13 protein-coding genes and 1 pseudogene are annotated in these 17,459 nt (G+C 72.1%); 7 read left to right on the top strand and 7 right to left on the bottom strand.

Going from position 1 to position 17,459, the window contains the following annotated elements:
* Positions 1-156 precede the first annotated feature (156 nt).
* Positions 157-699 carry a flavodoxin domain-containing protein gene (locus ACIBEC_RS46405; protein WP_360509600.1) on the top strand — a complete coding sequence of 181 codons (543 nt, stop codon included), beginning with the start codon at positions 157-159 and terminating at the stop codon, positions 697-699.
* Between the two features lie 12 nt (positions 700-711).
* On the opposite strand, the gene ACIBEC_RS46400 is transcribed toward ACIBEC_RS46405, so the two are convergent.
* On the bottom strand, positions 712-3,633 hold the full coding sequence (locus ACIBEC_RS46400; protein ID WP_360509598.1) for an FtsX-like permease family protein: 2,922 nt from the start codon (positions 3,631-3,633) through the stop codon (positions 712-714).
* 3 nt (positions 3,634-3,636) lie between these two features.
* Positions 3,637-4,362: an ABC transporter ATP-binding protein gene (locus ACIBEC_RS46395; protein ID WP_360509596.1), complete on the bottom strand. Its 726-nt coding sequence runs from the start codon at positions 4,360-4,362 to the stop codon at positions 3,637-3,639.
* Positions 4,363-4,511: 149 nt separating this feature from the next.
* Here ACIBEC_RS46395 and ACIBEC_RS46390 point away from each other — a divergent pair.
* Positions 4,512-4,700 (top strand): annotated as a pseudogene (locus ACIBEC_RS46390) (DUF1918 domain-containing protein); the annotation flags it as partial.
* 20 nt (positions 4,701-4,720) lie between these two features.
* On the opposite strand, the gene ACIBEC_RS46385 reads toward ACIBEC_RS46390, so the two are convergent.
* Positions 4,721-4,945, bottom strand: coding sequence for a CBS domain-containing protein (locus ACIBEC_RS46385; RefSeq protein WP_360509594.1), 225 nt, complete (start codon positions 4,943-4,945; stop codon positions 4,721-4,723).
* Positions 4,945-5,928: an Acg family FMN-binding oxidoreductase gene (locus ACIBEC_RS46380; RefSeq protein WP_360509592.1), complete on the bottom strand. Its 984-nt coding sequence runs from the start codon at positions 5,926-5,928 to the stop codon at positions 4,945-4,947. Before ACIBEC_RS46380 ends, ACIBEC_RS46385 begins: the two co-directional genes overlap by 1 nt.
* Before the next feature lie 272 nt (positions 5,929-6,200).
* Here ACIBEC_RS46380 and ACIBEC_RS46375 point away from each other — a divergent pair, with 272 nt between their 5' ends.
* Together ACIBEC_RS46375 and ACIBEC_RS46370 are read left to right on the top strand one after the other, a co-directional pair.
* Positions 6,201-7,070 (top strand): universal stress protein, encoded by an 870-nt coding sequence (locus tag ACIBEC_RS46375; RefSeq protein WP_360509590.1) that lies wholly within the window; start codon positions 6,201-6,203, stop codon positions 7,068-7,070.
* A gap of 2 nt (positions 7,071-7,072) precedes the next feature.
* On the top strand, positions 7,073-10,009 hold the full coding sequence (locus tag ACIBEC_RS46370; RefSeq protein WP_360509588.1) for a cation-transporting P-type ATPase: 2,937 nt from the start codon (positions 7,073-7,075) through the stop codon (positions 10,007-10,009).
* A gap of 107 nt (positions 10,010-10,116) precedes the next feature.
* Here ACIBEC_RS46370 and ACIBEC_RS46365 read toward each other — a convergent pair whose 3' ends face one another.
* Both ACIBEC_RS46365 and ACIBEC_RS46360 read right to left on the bottom strand, forming a co-directional pair.
* Positions 10,117-12,666 (bottom strand): cation-transporting P-type ATPase, encoded by a 2,550-nt coding sequence (locus tag ACIBEC_RS46365; RefSeq protein WP_360509586.1) that lies wholly within the window; start codon positions 12,664-12,666, stop codon positions 10,117-10,119.
* Entirely contained in the window at positions 12,663-13,331 is a 669-nt protein-coding gene (locus ACIBEC_RS46360) for a DUF4389 domain-containing protein (protein WP_360509584.1), read from the bottom strand. The genes ACIBEC_RS46365 and ACIBEC_RS46360 overlap by 4 nt, the downstream gene beginning before the upstream one ends.
* A gap of 278 nt (positions 13,332-13,609) precedes the next feature.
* Between ACIBEC_RS46360 and ACIBEC_RS46355 the strand changes: the two genes are divergently transcribed.
* Both ACIBEC_RS46355 and ACIBEC_RS46350 read left to right on the top strand, forming a co-directional pair.
* Positions 13,610-13,840 (top strand): universal stress protein, encoded by a 231-nt coding sequence (locus ACIBEC_RS46355; RefSeq protein WP_360509582.1) that lies wholly within the window; start codon positions 13,610-13,612, stop codon positions 13,838-13,840.
* A gap of 184 nt (positions 13,841-14,024) precedes the next feature.
* Positions 14,025-14,858 (top strand): ZIP family metal transporter, encoded by an 834-nt coding sequence (locus ACIBEC_RS46350; protein WP_360509580.1) that lies wholly within the window; start codon positions 14,025-14,027, stop codon positions 14,856-14,858.
* Positions 14,859-14,967: 109 nt separating this feature from the next.
* Here the strand turns inward: ACIBEC_RS46350 and ACIBEC_RS46345 are convergent, their stop codons facing one another.
* Entirely contained in the window at positions 14,968-15,036 is a 69-nt protein-coding gene (locus ACIBEC_RS46345; protein WP_360509610.1) for a DUF6126 family protein, read from the bottom strand.
* A gap of 575 nt (positions 15,037-15,611) precedes the next feature.
* Between ACIBEC_RS46345 and ACIBEC_RS46340 the strand changes: the two genes are divergently transcribed.
* Positions 15,612-16,841 (top strand): APC family permease, encoded by a 1,230-nt coding sequence (locus ACIBEC_RS46340; RefSeq protein ID WP_360509578.1) that lies wholly within the window; start codon positions 15,612-15,614, stop codon positions 16,839-16,841.
* Positions 16,842-17,459: the final 618 nt, after the last annotated feature.

Raw genomic sequence — 17,459 nt, 5'->3', positions numbered from 1 at the left:
CCGCCCCCGCCCCCGGGCCGCCACACCCATTTCCCCCCCCGCCGGGCCCCCCCCCCCGGGGCCGGCCCCCCCGGGGGGGGGCCCCCCCGGCCCTGCTGAGCAGTACCCGTGCACTGCTGTTGTGCTTGAAGGGCCGAACACACACGGAGGTACGCCATGAAGGTGTTCGTCGGTTACGCGACCGCGCACGGCTCCACGCGCGGTGTCGCGGAACGCATTGCGGCGGTGCTGGAACGCAACGGCCATCAGGTCGTCCTCGGATCCTTGCCCCGGCCCACCGGTCCGCGTGGCTTCGACGCCGCCGTGCTCGGCAGCGCCGTCCACGACGGGAAGTGGCTGCCCGAGGCCGTGGAGTCCCTCCGGCACGACGCCGCCGACCTCGCCCGCTGCAGGGTCTGGCTGTACAGCGTGAGCCTGGTCGGCGAGCGGACGAGTGCCTTCCGGCCGGGCGTCGCCCGGAGGCTGCTCAGTCTGAAGGCGAGGCGTGGGGCTGAGCTGCCGGCCGAGCTGCGGGCGGTACTGCAGCCCGTCGGTCGCCACGACTTCGCCGGTGCGGTGTCGCCGCAGCACTGGCCGATCATCGGGCGGCTGGTGTTCCGCGTGATGGGAGGCCGGTACGGCGACCACCGCGACTGGGCCGAGATCGACGACTGGGCGGACGGGATCGCCCGGACTCTTACCGAGGGCCTTGCGGAGTGAACCTTCGTCCGGTCAGTCGGGAAGGCGTACGGCCAGTGCCGGCCTGATCCGGGCGGCGTGGCGGGCCGGGCCGAGGGCGGCCAGCACGGACGCGGCCAGGGTGGCCCCGGCCAGGGTGGCGATGGGACCCCATTCGATGGGGAAACCACCTTCGAGGCCGGCGAAGGCGGAGCTCTTCAGATACATCAGCCAGGTGGTGAGCACGCCCAGCAGACTGCCGAGCAGAACGCCCTCGAGCGCGATGAACCCGCTCTCCCACAGGAACGACCGCTCGACCGTACGAGCCTGGCAGCCCAGCGCGCGCAGCACGCCGATGGTGCGCCGGCGCTCCCGGACCGCGCGGACCATGACCACGCCGAGCCCGGTGATTCCGATCCCCAGGCCGAGCGCCAGGAAGCCCTGCATCAGCCGGAAGAACGCCGTGTTGGCTGCGAACAGCCGGTGCACGTCGGAGGCGATCGGGGTGGCGACCAGGCTGGCCGACAGGTGGGAGCCCTGGAGGCGCCCGGCCAGGTCCTCCGGGGAGGTGCCCTGGCCGGTGCGGACGAGGGCGCTCGCGGTGCGGGCCTGCGGGCCGAACTGCCCGGTGACGCTCGCCGAGCCCTCCACCAGCGGGTAGACGGTGGCGCTGCTGCCGGTGGCGGGGTAGAACGCCAGGCCGCTGTTCAGGACGCCGGCGATGGTCTTCTGCTCGGTGCGGCCGCTCACCGGGTCGGTCAGGGTCAGGGTGTCGCCGGGAGTGTAGAACTTGCCGGCGGGGCCGCCGGTGTGGCCGAAGAAGTTGTCGAGGACGACGTACTCGGGGTGGGTGGCGAGCGCGGCCCACACCGCGTGGTCGTCCGTCAGGCCGGGCAGCCGGTCGCGGAAGGTGATGGTGTCGACCGCACCGGCGGGGACGCCGACCACGGCCGTCTCCAGCGGCTTCGTGGTGCGGTGCCCGGGGTCGCTGGACTGGCCGCGTGCGTTCAGCAGCGGGGTGACGCCGGAGACCTGTCCCGCGTAGGCGGTTGAGCCGAGGTCGGCGAGCGGGTCGGACCCGACAGCCTGGGGGTTGTAGTCGAGCCGCAGGGTGTAGCCGGCGGTGGCGTCGGCGACGGCACGGTCGACGCTGGCGTTCATGATCCCGGAGATCTGGGTGAGCAGGACCAGGACGAGGGTGATGAGGGTGTACATCACCAGGGTCGAGCCGGTGCGGAAGCGCTTGGCCAGCGGGTAGGCGGCGGCCAGCCGGGCGGCGAGGCCCTGCTGGGTCGGCCGGTCCATCAGGCGGCGCACCGGGCGTACCAGCGCCCGCTGGTTCTCGCTGACGAGGACGACGGCGGAGAACGCGGCGAGGCTGCCGAGGATGACGTACACCGCCATCGACGGGGAGTCGAACACGCGGGGTCGGACGACGCTGGCGATCAGTGTCCACAGCAGGACGATTCCGGCGGCGAGGCTGTCCGCCGCCCGACGGGGCATCACCCGGCGGGCCGCGGGCACGGCGAGGACGACCGCGAGGGCGGGCAGCAGGTAGGTCTGTTCGGCCTGGCTGCGGGCGATCGCGGGGACGGCGGCCGCCGCGCAGAGCAGGCTGAGCGCGGTGGAGACGACCAGCAGCCTGCGTCGCGTCCGGCGCCCAGTGTCGGCGGGGAGGTCGCGGATGGTGGCGATGATGTTGAAGCGGCTGATCCGTACGCTGGTGGCGACGATCGCGGCCAGGGCGATCACCAGGCCCAGGGCGGCGCCGTTGAGCAGGCTGGTGGGGGTGACGGCGAAGGCGATGTCCAGGCCGCTGCCGTCCACGGACCAGCTCTTGAAGATCTGGGCCGCGACGACGGCCACGCCCCAGCCGACGCCGAGGCCGATCGCCACCCCGGGCAATGTGGCGGCCAGCGCGTAGGCGGCGCCCTCCAGGGAGAAGGAGCCGACCAGCCGGGAGCGCTTGAGACCGACCGCGCGGAGCATGCCGAGCTGTGCCTTCCGTTCCTCGGCGAGCATCACGAAGATGTTCACCAGCAGCAGCGCTCCGGCGATGATGCTGAAGCTGCCGATCATCAAGAACAGGGCGCCGAGCGCGTCGCCGGTCTGGCGGGCCTGCTGGAGCACGGTGTGCTTGGGGGTGTCGACGGCGCCACGGGCGCTGTCCGGACCGAGCGCGGTGCGGATCTTCGCGGTGACGGGGTCGGTCAGCTTCTCGCCGGCCTCCACGCCGCCGCGGTTGGACACCATGGTCACCGACGCCGCCTGGCCGCCCGCCGCGTCGAGTGCGCCGGCCGGCAGGAACACGTTGCGGTTGACCCGGCCGCCGAGTCCGGTGCCGGCGAGGCCCTGCTGCGGGACGACTCGCGCCACGGTGTAGTCGACCGGGTGGCCGTAGAGGTACACGGTGATGAGTTGGCCGGAGCCGACGCGGAGCGAGTGGGCGAGCGGCTCGTTGATCACGACCTGGCCGGGTGGGGGTACCGGACCGCGCAGTCCGGATTCGCCGCCGGTCGTGCCGAAGCGACCGGCCTGCTCCAGGTCCATCTGCCAGGCCAGCACGCGCGGCTCGGCGACTTGCTGGGCACCGCGGGTGTTCACGGCGGCGGCCTGGGTGACCTGGGCGGTCAGTACCCCGTCGACGTCGGGATCGGTGGCGAGCGGCTGGAGGCGGGTGGCCACGTCGTGGCCCCCGGTGTCGGTGCTGACTATCCGCTCGTCGACCGGGCCGAGCGTGCGGTACGCCTCCTGGCGGACCGAGAAGTTCAGGGTGTCCCCCACCACGAGCGCGCCGACGATGATCGCAGTACCGAGCACGGAGCCGCCGATCACCAGGGCGGCCTCGGTGCGCCGCCGGGCGACCTGACGCAGCGCCAGCCGCCGGACGACCGGCTGCCGGACAGCGACAAGCAGCAGCGTCAGCAGGGCGATGCCGAGGATGCCGAGCAGCGGGAGAAGGAGGCCGGGGTACATCGGTCAGCCCACCAGCTCGGCCTGCCGGGTGTCGGAGACCAGCCTGCCGTCGCGCATCCGCACCAGGCGGGGAAGTCGCCGGCCGATCGCCTCGTCGTGCGTCACCAGCACGATCGTCTGCCCCTCGTCGCGGTTGAGCGTGGTCAGCAGGTCCATCACCTGGTCCGCCATGACGCTGTCGAGATTGCCGGTGGGCTCGTCCGCCCAGACCACGGCGGGCCGGGCGACCAGGGCCCGGGCAATGGTGACGCGTTGCTGCTCACCGCCGGAAAGCTCGCTGGGACGGTGCTCCACCCGGTGCCCGAGGCCGACCCGCTCCAGCATCGCGGTGGCACGGGCGCGCGCCTCGCGCAGCGGCGTGCCGGTGAGCAGCAGCGGGAGTTCGACGTTCTCGACGGCGGAGAACACCGGGATCAGGTTGAAGGCCTGGAACACGAAGCCCATCGCGTGGGCCCGATGCTCGGTGCGTGCCGCGTCCGACATGGCGAACAGGTCGCGGCCGTCCACCTCGACCCGGCCCGCGTCGATGTCGTCCAGGCCGGAGAGACAGTTGAGAAGAGTGGTCTTGCCGGAGCCCGAAGGGCCCATCACCCCGACCAGCTCACCCGGCTGCACCGTCAGGTCGAGGTCGCGCAGCGCCGTCACCTCGACTGTTCCCGTCCGATAGACCTTGCGGACTCCGGTGGCGGCCAGCAGCGGACGTTGTCCGTCCTGCGTCCGGGTGTCCATGGCCCTCTCCTCGCGTACGGCGCGGATGCCCTGATCTCCAGCCTCGCCGAAGGTTCGGGCGCCTCCCAGGACCAGTCGGCCCCTGTTGTGGGGGCCGGACGGGCTCTTCTCACCTGTGCCGCCCGCCGTGCCGCTCGCCCCCCGTCACGATGGACCGCTCGGCCCTGGTACGGGGCCCGGCCGGGCTGGTGCCCTGGGTGTACGGGCGGCTCGCCCGGGACGCCCAGGGCACGAGACAGCTGGAGGCCACCATGAAGGCCAGCATTGGGGACCGGGTCATCGTGGAGGGCACCCGCCCGGGCACGCCGCGCCGCGACGGCCGGATCATCGCCCTGCACCACGCGGACGGCAGCCCGCCCTACGACGTTCTCTGGTCCCACAACGGGCGGATCTCACTGCTCACGCTGACGAGTACCCTCTCGGCCTCGGAGACGACCCCGATCGGTCGGCCATCGGCCTCCACGACCGGAACGGCGGTGATGTCGTACTCCCTGAGCAGGGCGACGATCTCCCGGAAGCCGGTCTGTGGTGCGACCTTGACGACCTCACGGGTCATCATGTCGCCCACGGTTCGGTGTCCCATCACGCACTCTCCTGAAGTCCTGCCAGATCGAGGATCTCCGAAACCGGCCTGCGTGGTGTCGCCGCGCCGGGCGGGCCGTAGCCGACGCGGACCACCATCTGCACATGACCTGGTCCCTCGGACGGGTCGCGGAGCAGCCGACGGGTTTCGGGCCACTCGACCGCCTGGTGCAGCACGGAGACCCGCACCCCGCGGGCGGTCGCCAGCAACCAGGCGTGTTCCAGCGCTTGACCGGCGCGTAGCCAGTCCTCCCGCTGGTCGCCGTGCGTGGTGAGGGTGCACACCTGTGGCAGCGCCTCGAATCGCTCGGTCGGGACGGCGGGCGCGGGCCCGGCGAAGCTGCGCATCGGTACCCTGGCGTCGTGGTCCAGCGGCCCCAGGGCGGCTGCGGGGATGCCGTCGGTGGCGGGTTCCTCCAGGCGCAGCCAGCTGCGGGTCTCGGCCTGTCGGGCGATGTCGGCGGCGATCCGCTGCTCGGCCTCGGCGGTGAGTGTCAGGACTCGGCGGACCCCGGCCTCCTCCAGCGGGGACAGCGCCACGCCCTCGCTTCCCGCCGCGTCGATCAGCTCCCCGAGCACGGCCTCGGGCACGTCACGGTTGGCGAACGGAAGGCGGCTGGAATGCCGGTGCGGGATCGCCGCGTACAGGTCCGGATCAAGCTTCTGCGCCTGGCCGGTGAGTTCCAGTACGGCGGCCAGCTCGGGCTCGGCCGGGTCCGGCAGCAGCCGGATCGCGGCTCCTCGGCCGAGATGGTTGGCAGCCGTCCGGAGATTGAACAGTGCGGCACCGACCGAAATCCACCGGGCCCGCCCGTCCGGGTCGGTGACCGGGACAGCGCGGGACGGATCGGCGTACAACTTGAGCCCGCGCGCGTCCGCGGTGGGGCGGAAGCGCCACGGCTGGCTGTTGTGCAGTGAGGGCGCCGCCCCGCCCGTGGCTGCGAGCAGGCGGTACTCGGCGGGGGTCAGCGTCGGCTCGATCATGGCGGACATCTCCTCGGTCCCGGCTCAGCGGCCGGCGGTGGTGCAGAGCTCGACGTGGCCGCCCTGCCTCGAGCCGCGTGGCCGCCGCGGAAATCCAGTGGGAACTGTCCTTCCATGCTGCGTCGAGGGCGGGCGAGGGGCCAAGAGACACAGGGCCCCGCCGTCGTGGGCCTGTCGGCCCTCGCGGCCGATCGTTTCAGGGCCTACGGTGCCGGTATGGGCACGGCGGGCGGCCACCGCTCGCCGGTTACTCACACGGGTGGAGGAGAGCCATGACATCCCCCAGCGAGCGCCGTCCGATCGTGTTCGGCGTCGATGCCCTCGAACTGGAGCCCATGGCCCTGGCCTGGGCCGTCGACGAAGCCGGCCGCCGCGGCCTGCTCCTGCGACTGCTCCACGCCGTACCTCCGGTCCTTCACGACCTGCGCGGCTTCGAGGAGGGCCGCTATCACAAAGCTCTGCGCGAGCACGGCGACGCCGCCCTCGACAGAGCCGCCGACTTTGCCCGCACGCGCGACCCGCAGTTGCAGTTCGCCACCGTTCTCGCGGAGGACTACCCGGCGCAGGTGCTGTGCCGGGAGTCCGCTCATGCCGAGCTCGTCGTGCTTGGGTCACGCCGGATGAACCGGCTCGAGGAGGTGTTCAGCGCCTTCTCCGTGACTGTCCCGGTGAGCGCCCAGGCGCATTGTCCGGTGGTCGTGGTGCGCGAACCCGAGCACATCACCCAGGACCCGCCCTATGTGGTGGTCGGGGTCGACGGCAGCGAATCGTCCGGTGCCGCTGTCGATGTCGCGTTCGACTTCGCGGCCCGGCGGGGAGCCGTGCTGCGGGCGGTGTGGGTGTGGCAGTCGCAGCTGATCGCCCACTTCGACGAGCACGGGGCCATCCGGACGCTGCGGCGGCTGCTCGCCGAGACCACGGCCGGGCGGGCCGTGTCCTCGCCCGATGTGGAGCTCACCCACGAGGTGATCCGCGGCCATCCGGTCGAGGAGTTGGCGAAGGCTTCCGAACACGCCCTCGCCGTCGTGGTGGGGCGTCGCGGGCGCGGCGGGTTCACCGGTATGCGGCTCGGCTCCGTCCCGCACGGGCTCCTGCACCGGGCCCACTGCCCGGTCGTCACGGTTCCCCGGAATCCGTCCTGACCGTGCGCACCGAGGCCGAGAACGCGCTCCGCCAGGCCGGGGAGACCGGGGAGGCCGGCAACCCCGACCCGCGCGAGCCGCTCGCCCTGCTCTTCCGCGATCTGCGGACCTCCCCGCAGGGCCTGACGGAGCGTGAGGCCGCCCGCCGCCTGACGGTCTACGGACCCAATGCCCTCGTGCGGCGCGGCAGGCGGCGCTGGCCCCGGGAGCTTGCGCAGCAGTTCACCCACCCGCTGGCGCTGCTGCTGGCGTTCGCCGCCGTCCTGGCGGCCGTCAGTGGCGCTCCCGCGCTGGCGGTGGCAATCCTGGCTGTGATCCTCCTCAACGCCCTACTCGCGTTCGCTCAGGAGCGGCAGGCCGAGCAGGCCGTGGAGGCGCTCGCCGACTTCCTGCCCGAGCAGGCAACGGTGGTACGTGCCGGAGGACGTCGCCAGGTGGCCGCGACCACGCTGGTGCCCGGTGACGTCCTGGTGGTCGAGGAGGGTGACCAGGTCTCCGCCGACGCCCGCCTGCTGTCGGGTGGCGTGGAGGTCGACCTGTCCGCGCTGACCGGCGAATCCGTCCCGGTCTTTCGCTCCGCCGAGTTCGCGGATGCCTCCGGGCCTGTCCTGGACGCGCGTGACCTGCTCTTCTCGGGCACCGCATGTACAGGGGGCCAGGCCCTGGCCGTGGTCACCGCCACCGGCATGCACACGGAGCTGGGACGCATCGCCGCCCTGACCCAGCGCACTCACCGGGAGGAGAGCCCGCTGGAGCACCAGGTCAAGCGGGTCGCCCGGCTGATCGCCGTGATCGCCATCGGCGTGGGAGTGGCGTTCCTGCCGATGGGACTCGGCGCGGGGCTGTCCCTGGCGGCGGCGGTGTCCTTCGCGATCGGTCTGCTGGTCGCCAACGTGCCCGAGGGCCTGCTGCCGACCATCACCCTTGCCCTGGCCTCGGGAGTGCGCGACCTGGCCCGCCGCGGTGCCGTGGTCAAGCGGCTCTCCGCGGTGGAGACTCTGGGCTCGACCACGGTCATCTGTACCGACAAGACCGGCACGCTGACCGAGAACCGGATGCGCGTCACGGCCGTCTGGACCCCTGGCGGCGAGCTCCCTCTCGGCGACGCCCTGCCGGTGCCCGCCGACGTCCTCCTGCTCGCCGACGCGGCCGCCGCCTGCACCACGGCCGACCCGGCGGGCGGTCACGGCGACCCGACCGAACTCGCCCTGCTGGAACTGGCCGCCCGGGTGGGCACGCCCTGCCTGCCGGAGCAGCGCGACCGCGGTCGCCTCGCGCTGTTCCGCTTCGACTCGCACATCAAACTGATGACCACGGCCGACGCACGCGACGGCGGGGTGGTCCTGCACAGCAAAGGTGCACCGGAGGAGGTCCTCACCCACGCCGTCGACCTGCTCGACCACGGAACCGAGCGCGCGCTCACCCCCGCCGACCGCACCGCGGTCGTGCACGCCGTCGGGCGACTGGCCGCGCGCGGGCTGCGGGTCCTCGCCGTGGCGCGGCGGCCGCTCCGTCCCGGGCAGCAGCCGCCCGCCCGGCGCGAAGAGGCCGAGCAGCGGCTGTGCCTGATCGGCCTGGTCGCCATGGCCGACCCGCCGCGGCCGGAGGTCGCCCGATCCATCGAACAGGCCCACCGTGCCGGGATCACCGTGCATGTGGTGACCGGTGACAACGGCCTCACCGCGGCCGCTGTCGCCGAGCAGGTCGGCATCGGCCACCGCGGCATGCGCATCGTCACCGGCACGGAACTGGACGGGATGGGCGACGACCGGCTGGACTCGCTGCTCGGCCGCGGCGAGGAAGTGATCTTCGCGCGTACCTCACCGGAGGCAAAGCTTCGAATCGCCGACGCCCTGCGCGCCGAGGGCCACACCGTCGCGATGACCGGGGACGGCGTCAACGACGCCCCCGCGCTGCGGCGCGCTGACATCGGTGTGGCGATGGGCCGCTCCGGTACGGACGTCGCCCGCGAAGCCGCGACCATGGTGCTGACCGACGACAACTTCGCCACCATCGTCGCGGCGGTGGAGGCGGGGCGGCGAACCTACGACAACATCCGCAAGTTCATCGTCTACATCTTCAGCCACGCCGTACCCGAGGTCGTCCCGTTCCTGGTGTTCGCACTCGCCGGCGGCGCGATCCCCCTGCCGCTGACGGTGATGCAGATCCTCGCCATCGACCTCGGCACCGACACCCTGCCCGCCCTCGCCCTCGGCCGGGAGAAGGCCGAACCCGGGCTGATGAACCGTCCGCCCCGCCCGCGCGACGAGCGGGTGATCCGAGGAAGCATGCTCGCCCGCTCCTGGGGATTCCTCGGACTGATCTCCGCCATCCTCGTCATGGGCGGCTACTTCCTCACCCTCACGTCGGGCGGCTGGCACCCGGGCGACCCGACCGGTGCGGGCACTGCCCTGCACCTGACCTACCAGCAGGCGACCACGGTCGTCTGGCTCGGCATCGTCGCCTGCCAGATCGGCACCGCCTTCGCGGCCCGAACCGAACACGCCTCACTGCGCGCGATCGGGGCCTTCAGCAACCCGCAGCTGCTCGGCGGCATCGCCTTCGCCCTAGCATTCGCCGCCGCGATCATCTACGTCCCCGCCCTGCACCGGGTGTTCGGCACCGCGGCGCTCGGTCCGGCGCAGCTCGCAATCGTGACTCCGTTCCCGTTCGTGGTCTGGGGCGCGGACGAACTGCGCCGAGCCCTCGTCCGCCACCGTGCGGCAGCCGCTCCAATGCCACCCGCGCCGGCTGTGCCCACGCCGCCCCGCCCCGTTGCCGGGGCACCGGGCCACCATCCACTGGCCGTCCTGCTCGCCCGCCACGGCTGGAACGCCCACCGCCTCGTCCACGCGCTGGGCGTCAGCGAGCACATGGCCGCCGAGATCGTCGCCCACGCCCGCCGGGTCGCCGCCGAACACGGGCACCGGACACCCTGAGTTCGCGACTCCGGGCAGGAGCTTCACCCGAGGGAGCCGACGACGTCGCCCAGCCTGGCAGAGGGGCCTTCACCAACGCTGCCAAAACAGCCGCGCGATTCCGCTTCTCACAGCCCCGCAACACCACCGCCGCCCCGGCCATGCCGGTCTGCCACTCGAGCGGCGGCGAAGGCGACCAACGCGGCAGCCGTCACCACGCCACCGTCTGCCCACGACAACGGCTCGGTCTCCAACACGTCCCGGAGGAACGGCACATAGAGCGCCAGGACGCCGAGCCCCGCCGAGGCCAGGACGGCCAGCGGGAGGAACGGGTTCGCCCTGGTGAACAGCCGCTCCCGCAGGCCGAGCACCACGCCCAGCTGCGCTGCGAGCAGCGCCAGGAACAGCACGCTCTGCCAGGCGTGTCCGGCCCTCTCCGCCCACAGACCCGCCCCCAGCGCGACCAGCGTCACCACAGCGCCCAGGAGCAGGACGCGCTGCCATACCCCGGCTCCCAACACGTGCTCGTCCGGCGGCCGGGGCGGACGCCGCATCGCCAGGCCGGAGACCGGTTCCGCCCCGACCGCGACCCCGGTCAGCCCGTGGGTGAGGAGGTTGATCCACAGGATCTGGCCCGCACGCAGCGGCACCGCGAGGCCCATGAATGGGCCCAGCAACATGACCAGGATCTCGGCCGCGCCGCCGGACAGCGCATAGACCAGGAAGCGGCGGATGTTGTCGTAGACCCGGCGACCCTCCTCCACCGCCGCTACCACGGTGGCGAGTTCGTCGTCCGCCAGTACCAGGTCTGCGGCCTGCCTGGCCACCTCGGTGCCTCGTCGGCCCATCGCCACCCCGATGTCCGCCCGCTGAAGCGCCGGCCCGTCATTGACCCCGTCGCCGGTCATCGCGGTGACCGCGCCGCCCGCGCGCCAGGCCTCGACGAGGTCGAGCTTCTGCTGCGGATCCGTGCGTGCGAAGACCCGCGCCCGCGACAAATCCGGGACGGCCCCGGCAGCGAGCTCCCGGCCGGTGACCACCCGGGTCGCCTCGCCGTCCTCCAGCAGGCCGATACGGTCCGCGACCGCGCGGGCGGTGGCGGGGTGGTCCCCCGTGATCAGCACCGGGGTGATGCCGGCCCGGCGGCAGGCCGCGATGGTCGTGGCGGCCGCCGCCTTGGGCGGGTCGCTCAGTGCGGCCAGCCCGAGCAGGTGCAACTCGGACTCGACCCGACCATCGCCGGCCTGCCGGAGCCCCGACGCGACGGCCAGCACCCGGTAGCCGTCGGCGGCGAGCCGGGCGGCAGCCTCCCGGGCTTGGTCCAGCTCGTCGGGGTCGGCGTCGAGTACGGCCGGGTCGAGGACGGCTTCGGGAGCGCCCTTGAGGCAGATCTCCCGCTGCCCGGAAGGGGTGCGATGCACGGTTGTCATCCGCTTCCGGATGCTGTCGAAAGGCAGCTCATCGACGCGGGGATAATCCTCGGCCAAGCCCTCGAGGTCGCATCCGGCCTTCGCTGCGGCCACCAGCAGCGCCGCCTCGGTCGGGTCGCCGAGGACCGTCCACTGACCGTCGTCCGCCTCGGGCGGCCTCAGCGTGGCGTCGTTGCACAGCGCGGCGACCCGCAGCAGGGCCCGGGCCTCGGGCAGTGCTGCCGCACCCTCCACCCGGACCTCCCCCACCGGCTGGTAGCCCGAGCCGGTGATCGTCGCCTGCCATCCGGGCGCCCACAGCCGCTCGACCACCATCCGGCCCTCGGTGAGGGTGCCGGTCTTGTCGGTCGCGAGCACGGTGACCGAGCCGAGCGTCTCGACAGCCGGCAGCCTTCGGACCACGGCATGCCGCAGGGCCATCCGGCGGGCACCGAGCGCCAGCGCGAGTGTCACCACGGCGGGCAGCGACTCGGGAACCGCTGCCACGGCGAGGCTGATCGCGGTGACCGCCATCGCCTCGAGCGCCTGGCCGCGCACAAGCCCCAGCGCGAACACCACCAGGCACAGTCCGACGGTGACCAGTGCCAGCACCCGGCCCAGCCCGGCCAGGCGGCGCTGCAACGGCGTGGGCTGCGGGCGTGGATGGAGCGAGGTCGCGATCCGGCCCAGAGCGCTGTCCGCGCCGGTGGCCGTCACATTGGCCACCGCCCGCCCTCGCAGCACCGTCGTCCCGGCGCTGAGGCCGACGGCGCCGGTCAGGTCCTTCTCCACCGGGACCGACTCGCCCGTCAGCATCGACTCGTCCACCAGCAGCGCCGAAGCCTCGACCAGCTCGGCGTCGGCGGGGACGATGTCCCCCTCGGCGAGCAGCAGGACGTCACCGGGCACCACGGCAGTGGCCGCCACCTCCCGCTCCTCGCCGTCGCGCAGCACCCGCGCCGCCGGGGCGGAGAGCGCGGACAGCGCGGACACCGCGTTGGCCGCACGGATCTCCTGCGTGACCCCCACGGCCGTGTTCACCACGATGACCAGCCCGATCACGATCGCATCGGGGTGGTCGCCGGTCGCCACGGTGAGCACGACCGCGACGAGCAGCACCAGGATCAGCGGATCACGCAATTGGGCGGCGACGCGGGACCACAGTGGCGGGCTCGGTGGTGCGCCGACCTCGTTCGGCCCGTGCACCGCGAGCAGCCGTTGCACCTGACCCTCGGTGAGCCCTTCACGGCGGGTGGCGGTCGGTGTCACCGCTCGGCCTGCTCCCGCAGGAGGGCGCCGTCGGCCGGGTCGAGGCCGCCCTGGTCGAGCCTGAACGGCGGATATGTGTCGGTCATCAAGGCCGCGTACGCGGCGACCCGAAGCACCCACCGGTTCATGCCGACGACCAGGTCGAAGATGCCGGTCGGGTACCTGTCGGTGACAGCGAGCGCCACGCCCGCGTACAGCGCGAGCAGACCGATGAGCCCGCCGCCCCACACCTCACGGAAGCCGCCGAGGAAGAACGCGACAACGAGGTAGTGCGGCAACGCCAGCAGCCACCACTTCACCAGCACCAGTCCACGCGAGAGCTCACCGGGATAGGCGATGTCCAACCGCGCCGGGTAGTCGGGCTCCTCGCGGAGGCTGAACGGCGGGTAGCGGTCGGTGCCCAGGCCTCCGTACGCGTAGTACGAGACCCGCCAGGACCAACGAAGTACGCCCACGTTGAAGTCGAAGATCCCGTGCGGGTACCGGCCGGTGAACAGGATCGCGAAGAACGCGACCACGGTCAGCAGAACGAAGGCCACCCACAGGAAGCACAGGACGATCCAGTGCGGGATGACCAGGACCCACTTCACCAGCCAGAGCCAGCGCGAGAGCGGCAGATCCAACCGGGCCTCCACCCGGACCGGCGACGCGGTGACAGCAGCCATGACGATCAACCTCCTGAGCGAGACGCAAGGGAGGGACGTGACCAGCCAGGGGCTGTGCCCCAGGTGAATCCCGGGCGAGCGCGTCGTCGCACATCTCTCATGCTCGCCCAGCCACGAAGCCGTCGCGAGGGCCGGACCGGCCCCCGGAAGGTGGGCCGGTCGACCCTTGGACTGCGGCACCCGGCGGCGCACGGTCGGATCAGGGGCCGGCGCTCCCGACGGTCTACGGTTGGGCACCGGCATCGGTCGACCGCGAACTCGGAGCGGTCGCCGGCAGGATGCTGGCCCAGGCCGTCGCCGAGGTCACCACGGACGACAACCATGTCGAGATCGTCGAGTCCGGACACGCAGCGGAAATCCTCCTCGAACGGGCGCGCGGCGCTGACCTACTGGTCGTCGGCAACCGCGGGCTCGGCGGCTTCGCCGGCACACTGCTGGGCTCTGTGGGCCAGCACTGCGTCCAACAGGCCCCTTGCCCTGTCGTCGTCCGCGGCGACCAGGATTTCTAGCCGGGATCGGCGCTCTCTCACCTTCTCCACAGGTCGGCCAGAGGCCGGCGACCACACTGTCGCCGAGGCCCCATCCACCTCGTACTCGCCTCCGGGATTGCGGGCTGCGACCAGGCAGAGCAAGACTTGTTAGGCAAGGCTTGCCTTCGCTCTGCCCCTGATCATCGCGCTCTCGGAGCCCCTCATGTCCGGCCCACAGATCGCCCTGCTGGGCGCCATCGCCGGTTTCACCATCTACCTCGGCCTTCCGATCGGACGCCTGCGAAACCCCGCTCCGCGAGTGAGGACTGCGCTGAACGCGGTCCCCATCGGCATCCTGCTCTTCCTGCTCTGGGATGTCCTGACGGCCGCCTGGGAACCGACCGACGCCGCACTCGCCGACAATCACTGGGGCCGTGCCGCTATCAACGGCCTGGTGCTCGCCGGCAGCCTGTCCGTCGGCCTGATGGGCCTGGTGTGCTACGACCGATGGATCGCCCGTCGGCAGGCTCACCGGGCCTCGTTGTCGCAGGGACCGGGTGCGTCGGCCATGACAGAACAACTGGCTCCCGGGGCCCGCTCCAAAGCCGCAAGTCTTGCCCTGGTGATCGCCATCGGCATCGGCCTGCACAACCTCGCGGAAGGCCTCGCCATCGGCAACTCCGCCGCAAAGGGCGAACTCTCGCTCGCCATCCCGCTGATCATCGGTTTCGGCCTGCACAACGCGACCGAGGGCTTCGGCATCGTCGCCCCGCTGGCCGCCGCAGGCGAGCGGCTTTCCTGGAGCAGCCTCGCGCTGCTCGGCCTCATCGGCGGCGGCCCCACCTTCGTGGGCACTCTGATCGGCCAGCAGCTGGTCAACGAGACCGCCAGCGTCGCTTTCCTCGGCCTGGCCGCCGGTTCCATCCTCTACGTGATCATCGAGCTGCTCGCGGTGGCCCGACGCGCCGGCATGAAGGAGCTGACCACCTCGATGATCCTGGCCGGCCTACTGCTCGGCTTCGCCACCGACGCCGTCGTCACCGCCGCCGGAGTGTGAAGCCTGGCCACACCACGACTCCCATCTCTGATGGACGAGCTTGGCGCGCGGCGCGTGTGCGGAGTGCGCGCTGTGCCGGGGACGAGCCCCTCGCCGAGCGGCAGCGGGTTCAGTGGCGACGGTTACCGAGTGCGAATAGCAGAATGACGAAGCCGGCGAACAGGTGGGTGCCGGCGATCTAGATGGACGCGCGGACGAGCATGGCCTTGCGCTTGTTCTTCTCGTCGCGGACGGCGTCGCTCATGGCTTCTCCGGTTCGGTCGAGGCCGCGGAGGCGCGTCGCGGGCTTGGGCGGATGTGCATACGGCGGCCGGAAAGGCTTCAGCCAGCCACTGCCGAGCCATGAGCTCCGGTGCTCGGCTTCGGCGAGTCGGCCCGTGCGGCTTCGAGCCAGGGGCGGCGCAGGTAAGCCGGTATCCGGTGGCGGTCTCAGGCCGCGGGCGCATCAGGTATCCGCTGCCGGCCTCGCCGATCTGCTCAGCGATGATGAGGATCCGCGAAATCCCCAGGCCCGCTCTCCGTTGCCCACTTGGTTGTGCGTGCATCGAGGCCGGGACTGCCCGTCTCCACCAAGGTCCGCGGGGCGGCCCTATGGGTTCGACGCCCGGCTGTCGATGCCGAGCGCCCACCGGCGGCTGGGACGGGTTCACCTGACCGATGCCGGGCCCGGATATCGTGCGCCGAGATCGAAGCTCATCATCGCGAGAGGGCAGAACATTGAACGCGTCGGTTCCACCGGTCGGGTCGGGCGAAATGAAGCGGCACCTGGGTGTGTTCGACGCCGTGGTGATCGGGCTCGGGTCGATGATCGGCGCGGGCATCTTCGCCGCCCTCGCCCCAGCCGCGTCCGCTGGCGGCTCCGGGCTGCTGCTCGGCCTGGCGCTGGCAGCGGTGGTCGCGTACTGCAACGCCACCTCCTCGGCCCGCCTCGCGGCCCGCTACCCACAGTCGGGCGGCACCTACGTCTACGGCCGCGAGCGCCTGGGCGAGTTCTGGGGCTACCTGGCCGGCTGGAGCTTCGTGGTCGGCAAGACCGCCTCCTGCGCGGCAATGGCCCTGACCGTCGGCTCCTACGTCTGGCCCGCCCAGGCCCACGCCGTGGCGGTCGCCGCGGTGGTCGCGCTGACCGCGGTCAACTACGTGGGAGTGCAGAAGGCCGCCTGGCTGACCCGCGTGATAGTCGCGGTGGTCCTGGCGGTGCTCGCCGCCGTGGTCACCGCCTGCCTCACCAGCTCCGTCACCGATACCGGGCACTGGACCGTCGGCGCCGACGCCGGCGGGCACGGCGTGCTCCAAGCGGCCGGGCTGCTGTTCTTCGCCTTCGCCGGCTACGCGCGCATCGCCACCCTCGGCGAGGAGGTCCGCGACCCGGCCCGCACGATCCCCCGCGCGATCTCGGTGGCGCTCGGCATCACCCTCGTCGTGTACGCGGTCGTCGCGCTCGCCGTCCTGGCCGTCCTCGGCCCCGACACCCTGGCCCGCACTACGGCGCCGCTGGCCGACGCCGTCCGCGCCGCCGACGTGCCCGGCCTGGCCCCGGTGGTGCGCGTCGGCGCAGCCGTCGCTGCCCTCGGCTCGCTGCTCGCGCTGATCCTCGGTGTCTCGCGCACCACCCTGGCAATGGCCCGCGACCGCCACCTGCCCCACGCCCTGGCCGCCGTCCACCCGCGCTTCCAAGTGCCGCACCGCGCCGAACTCGCCGTCGGCGCGATCGTCGCCGTGCTGGCAGCCGTCGCGGACGTGCGCGGAGCGATCGGCTTCTCCTCCTTCGGCGTGCTCGCCTACTACGCCGTCGCCAACGCCTCCGCCTGGACCCTCACCCCCACCGAGGGTCGCCCGCCCAGGATCGTGCCGATCGTCGGCACGGCCGGGTGCCTGGTCCTGGCCTTCGCCCTCCCGGCCGCCTCGGTGCTGTGGGGCGCGGTGGTGATCGCGCTCGGCGCCGCCGCCTACGGCATCCGCAAGGCGCTAGCCCGTAGCTGATCGGGCGCCAGGGCCGGAGCTGGTCCGAAGGCAGCACCTCACGGGCCCGCTCACCAGCGCCCACGTATCCTCCTGAGCCCCGAACTGCGACCCGGGACAACAACCCGCGGCTGGGGAGATCAGGTGAGCAGGTCTGTCCCGCAGCCCGAGCAGGAGGTGGGGACTTCAGCCGTCGCGACTCCGCCTGCACCAGGTGCGAGACCTTGCCCTCGTCCCCGTGCGTGTCCGAGACACGCGAACCCACCACCGCCCGAACCGGCGCCGAAACCGTCAGGGGGTGCCCATGGGCACCCCCTACCGCCCAAGCCAACAGGCACCCTCGAACAGGGCACTCTCGAACGGGTGGACCTTTTACAAACGGCGTCGTTCCGCTGGAGAGTAGACCTAAGTGTTTGTACAAAAGGCCTCGCCGACAGGGCCGTCGAGGCCTACGTCGAACGAGCCGCCTCCCACGCCGAACGGTGGAGCGACCACGCTCCGGTCACCGTCAAGTTCGACTTCGGCCATAACTGACCTGTAGTTACTGACCTCGGCTCGTCAGGGTGAACCTTTGCGAAGTCTCTGATGGGTCTGGAGCGTTGGCTGTATCCGGTGGTGTGTGAGATATGCGGATGGGGG

The sequence above is a fragment of the Kitasatospora sp. NPDC051164 genome, assembly GCF_044455625.1.
Lineage (GTDB): Bacteria > Actinomycetota > Actinomycetes > Streptomycetales > Streptomycetaceae > Kitasatospora.
This window is presented reverse-complemented; position numbering and strand designations above follow the sequence as displayed.

What these genes read in the sequence shown, in the direction of transcription:
- ACIBEC_RS46360 (WP_360509584.1), bottom strand. Translation starts at nt 13,331, where the DNA reads ATGGCTGCTGTCACCGCGTCGCCGGTCCGGGTGGAGGCCCGGTTGGAT.
- ACIBEC_RS46355 (WP_360509582.1), top strand. Translation starts at nt 13,610, where the DNA reads ATGCTGGCCCAGGCCGTCGCCGAGGTCACCACGGACGACAACCATGTC.
- ACIBEC_RS46395 (WP_360509596.1), bottom strand. Translation starts at nt 4,362, where the DNA reads ATGGACACCCGGACGCAGGACGGACAACGTCCGCTGCTGGCCGCCACC.
- ACIBEC_RS46385 (WP_360509594.1), bottom strand. Translation starts at nt 4,945, where the DNA reads ATGGGACACCGAACCGTGGGCGACATGATGACCCGTGAGGTCGTCAAG.
- ACIBEC_RS46400 (WP_360509598.1), bottom strand. Translation starts at nt 3,633, where the DNA reads ATGTACCCCGGCCTCCTTCTCCCGCTGCTCGGCATCCTCGGCATCGCC.
- ACIBEC_RS46375 (WP_360509590.1), top strand. Translation starts at nt 6,201, where the DNA reads ATGACATCCCCCAGCGAGCGCCGTCCGATCGTGTTCGGCGTCGATGCC.
- ACIBEC_RS46380 (WP_360509592.1), bottom strand. Translation starts at nt 5,928, where the DNA reads ATGATCGAGCCGACGCTGACCCCCGCCGAGTACCGCCTGCTCGCAGCC.
- ACIBEC_RS46405 (WP_360509600.1), top strand. Translation starts at nt 157, where the DNA reads ATGAAGGTGTTCGTCGGTTACGCGACCGCGCACGGCTCCACGCGCGGT.
- ACIBEC_RS46350 (WP_360509580.1), top strand. Translation starts at nt 14,025, where the DNA reads ATGTCCGGCCCACAGATCGCCCTGCTGGGCGCCATCGCCGGTTTCACC.
- ACIBEC_RS46340 (WP_360509578.1), top strand. Translation starts at nt 15,612, where the DNA reads ATGAAGCGGCACCTGGGTGTGTTCGACGCCGTGGTGATCGGGCTCGGG.